Genomic DNA, 1970 nt, shown 5'->3' on the forward strand with positions numbered 1-1970 from the left:
ATTAAACTAAAGGCAACCAATCATTAAACTAAAGAAACTTTTTTTATATTAGGTTTCTTTATGTTATTATTGTTTATAAAATAGTTATTATAAGTATTTTCAATTAAAGTTAATAGGAATCTTTATTCTATAAAGGTTTCTTTTAGATTGGAGTGGAGTTAGTTGAGTGGAGAAACAGTAGTATATAAAAATGATATGAATTTAGTTCCATTGAGAAAATTTAATAATACTGAAGTTAATTTATTTTTTACTTTGTGTAATAAATTAAAAGATAAAGGCAATTTGACTGTTAATGTGCCATTTGAAGAATTAAAAGAATTAAGTAATTACTATAGTCATGATAAAAAGCTTTTTATTCAAGATTTAGAAAAATTCTATGATAAAGTTTTCTCTTTAACATATAGAGAAGAAACTGAGAATGTTATTAGAAAATTTATTCTTTTTACTAAAGTAGAAATTTATAAAGATAAAGAGTATGTGGCTATTGGTGTTAATCCAGATTTAGAACATATTATTAATTCATTAACTAGTAACTTCACTAAATTTGAACTTAGAGAAATGACACACCTTAAATCTACATATTCTAAGCATATGTTCAGAATACTTAAGCAGTATAAACATACTGGCTATGTAAAAATTAAAATTGATGATTTTAGAGAACGGCTAGATATTCCTAATAGTTACCGTATGACAAATATTAATCAAAAAGTATTAGCCCCTATCATTAAAGAATTAGGCTTCATTTTTAATAATCTTAATATCAATAAAATAAAGGCAAAAAAAGGACGTAAAATTGAATGGTTAGAGTTTACTTTTGATGCTGAGAAACGTATTCACAGTAAACGACAGCCACAAATGGTGAATATAGGTAAGTCACGACAATATATCAGTCGTGAGAAAACACCAAAATGGTTAGAAGAACGCACATATGAAAAACAAACACAAAATGAGTATGATCCACAATTAGAGAAAGAACGAGAAGCCTTTTTAAAACAGCTCCAAACCGATTGGGAAGAATAATAAAAGTAGATGAATTTTTACAAATAGTATCTGCTGATGTATACTGAAGGTAACAAGTGAAGTATGGTTCGCCATATGTCAAAACCCCACTGCCGACCAAAGCAAAGTGGGGTTTTTTATTTATCTTTTTAGGTTATCTGTAATGTAGTTCGCAACTACACCAGCAATAACAGATAAGATAAATGTTCCAACAAGTGAGAGTATCGTTAACGCCATATGCACACCTCCTTTGTGCACGGAAGTGCCTTTCTATTATAAATTATTAATAGAAAGGATGATATGATGAAACGGATTAAATTAAATTTCTTTGATTTAGATGAAATTAGTAGTAGAGAGTTTGATTTCTCAGTTTTAATCATTATGTTATGTATCGCATTTAGAAATTACTTCAGAGGTTATGGTTTTGCTATTCATTTAACTTCCGACTTATTTTTTGAAATGACATTGCTATTACTCCCAGTATCACTTTTACTCTTAAATAAAAAGACAAATGAAGAAATCGCTAATACATTAAAAAGTAATATACCTCTCATCTTTCCAATTTTAGGGGGTATGTTTTATATAGGTATAGGGAGATTTTTAATATATCTCGCTCACAAGATCCCAATCATTGACTTCATATTTAGTCTTTTTGGATTAGTCATGTTAATTGCTGGTATTATAAACATTTTAATTTCAATATTAATATTCGTTACAAAACAACGCGTAAAACAATCAGCGTCTAAAAAATAGACGCTCTTCAACTGAATAAAGATACAAAAATTCTCTTAATGAAAATACATGAAAACGTGTGGTTAAGGGTATGTATAAAATATGAATAATCGATAATCCAAACACAAAGGGACAAACGCTGAAATGACGGCGTTTGTCCCTTTTGGTTTAGTTAACATAATAAAAGATTATGGGTAGCTAATTTGTATATTCTATGTATAAGCTTATTTAATATTAAC

The 1970-nt window shown here is 28.0% G+C and carries 2 protein-coding genes; both read left to right on the top strand.

Annotated elements, in window-relative coordinates:
- Positions 1-162 precede the first annotated feature (162 nt).
- The gene (locus HMPREF2706_RS00005) at positions 163-1020 is read left to right on the top strand and encodes a replication initiation protein (protein WP_002487639.1); all 858 of its coding nucleotides are present in this window, start codon (positions 163-165) and stop codon (positions 1018-1020) included.
- Between the two features lie 282 nt (positions 1021-1302).
- Positions 1303-1752: a hypothetical protein gene (locus tag HMPREF2706_RS00010; protein WP_001836863.1), complete on the top strand. Its 450-nt coding sequence runs from the start codon at positions 1303-1305 to the stop codon at positions 1750-1752.
- Positions 1753-1970: the final 218 nt, after the last annotated feature.

Source organism: Staphylococcus sp. HMSC067F07 (assembly GCF_001837405.1).
Lineage (GTDB): Bacteria > Bacillota > Bacilli > Staphylococcales > Staphylococcaceae > Staphylococcus > Staphylococcus capitis.

Coding starts and splice junctions, on each gene's coding strand:
- HMPREF2706_RS00010 (WP_001836863.1), top strand. CDS start 1,303: ATGAAACGGATTAAATTAAATTTCTTTGATTTAGATGAAATTAGTAGT.